This window comes from Mesorhizobium sp. M7A.F.Ca.CA.002.09.1.1 (assembly GCF_003998555.1).
Classification (GTDB): Bacteria; Pseudomonadota; Alphaproteobacteria; order Rhizobiales; family Rhizobiaceae; genus Mesorhizobium; species Mesorhizobium ciceri.
In genome coordinates this window covers 1-1,474 of sequence record NZ_RZRR01001138.1, presented here as the reverse complement: position 1 = coordinate 1,474, position 1,474 = coordinate 1, and the positions used below count along the sequence as shown (strand labels likewise).

The following is a 1,474-nucleotide window of genomic DNA, read 5'->3' as shown; positions in this document are numbered from 1 at the left end:
TCATAGGTGTTGAGCCGGCAGCCGAAGGTGACGACATCGATCCCCGGGGACACCGGGCTCTTGGGCAGAGCGGACATCAGGCCGCGCTTTCAGTGTCGCGGGCCCATGTCCCGATCGACGGGTCGAAGTTGCCGGAAAATTCCCATTCGGCGGCGCCGGTCAGGACCACGTGGTCATCGTCGCGCCATTCGACATGCAGCGTGCCGCCGCCTGGCGTCAACAGACTGACGCTGCGGCCGGTCCGGTTGGTGCGGGCCGCGGCCACCACGGCCGCGCAGGAGGCCGAGCCGCAGGCCTTGGTCAGGCCGGCGCCGCGTTCCCAGGTGCGGATGATCATGGTTTCGGGCGAAGTAACCTGAGCGATGGTTATGTTGGCGCGCTCGGGGAACATCGGGTGGTTCTCGAGCAGCGGACCGAAGCGGTCGAGCTCGTAGGACCAGACGTCGTTGTCGACCCAGAAGATCGCGTGCGGGTTGCCCATCGAAACGACCGAGGGTGAATGCAGCACGGGGGCGTCGATCGGGCCGATCTGCAGCTCGATCATGCGGGTGTCGCGGAATTCCTCGGCCAGCGGGATATCCTGCCAGCCGAAGCGCGGCGTGCCCATGTCGACCGAGATCGAACCGTCGGCGTGTTCGCGCGCATTGAGGATGCCCGCCACGGTCTCGAAGGTGAAGATCTTCTGGCCGGTCTCGGCGGCGAGCGCCTGGACGACGCAGCGCATGCCATTGCCGCAGGCCTGCGCACCGGTTCCATCGGAATTCAGGATGTCGATGAAAAAGGCGGTGCCAGACGTCCTGGCGTCATGGATCGCCATGATCTGGTCGAAGCTGGTCGCGGCATCGGCGTTCAGCGCAACCGCCGCCGCCGCCGTCACCCGATCGGCACGGCCACGCATATCGGCAACGATGATCTCGTTGCCGATGCCGTTCATCTTGGCGAAAGGGGCAGTGCTGGCCATTGCTCCGAAAAATTCCGTGTCCGTTTGGCGCTATATGGCGGAAACGGGCAGGAATTACCAGTGCGCAGCCGCTTGGTCTCGGCGAAAGCGCCGGACTTACGTGACGGCGAAAATGCCCAGCACCACCAGCAGGAAGATGATCAGAACGATGCCGATAAGGATACGCGCACCGGTGGCCGCGGCACCTGCCAGTGCCGGCATGCCGAGCAAGCTCGCCGCCGCGGCGACGATCAGGAGAATGATAATCCATTTGAGCATGACAATGCCTCGCAAACCGGCAGATATTTCAACCACATGAAAACGCGGTTGCAGCGCTGGGGTTCCGTCGAACCGATGCCTTGATCGTCAAGCGCCTCGGTCAATTTGCGCGCCGGCTCGTCGATCAGCTCGTCGGTGAGCTGGAAGGTGCCCCAGTGACAGCCGGCGGCATGGGCGGCGTTGCACAGCGTCATGCCTTGCACGGCTTCCCAGGATTCTGGTGCTGCGGCGCCATGAACCAGCGCGGCTCATAGG

At 64.2% G+C, this 1,474-nt stretch carries 2 protein-coding genes and 1 pseudogene; all 3 read right to left on the bottom strand.

Annotation, left to right across the window (positions count from 1 at the left end):
- Positions 1-76: 76 nt before the first annotated feature.
- A complete protein-coding gene (gene dapF / locus EN994_RS31080) occupies positions 77-961 on the bottom strand; it encodes a diaminopimelate epimerase (RefSeq protein WP_013528841.1) in 885 nt (294 codons plus the stop codon).
- A gap of 96 nt (positions 962-1,057) precedes the next feature.
- Entirely contained in the window at positions 1,058-1,219 is a 162-nt protein-coding gene (locus EN994_RS31075) for a DUF1328 family protein (RefSeq protein ID WP_013528842.1), read from the bottom strand.
- A pseudogene (locus EN994_RS36520) lies at positions 1,192-1,474 on the bottom strand (hypothetical protein); the annotation flags it as partial. The gene EN994_RS31075 and the pseudogene EN994_RS36520, both read right to left, overlap by 28 nt.

Coding starts and splice junctions, on each gene's coding strand:
- EN994_RS31075 (WP_013528842.1), bottom strand. CDS start 1,219: ATGCTCAAATGGATTATCATTCTCCTGATCGTCGCCGCGGCGGCGAGC.
- dapF (WP_013528841.1), bottom strand. CDS start 961: ATGGCCAGCACTGCCCCTTTCGCCAAGATGAACGGCATCGGCAACGAG.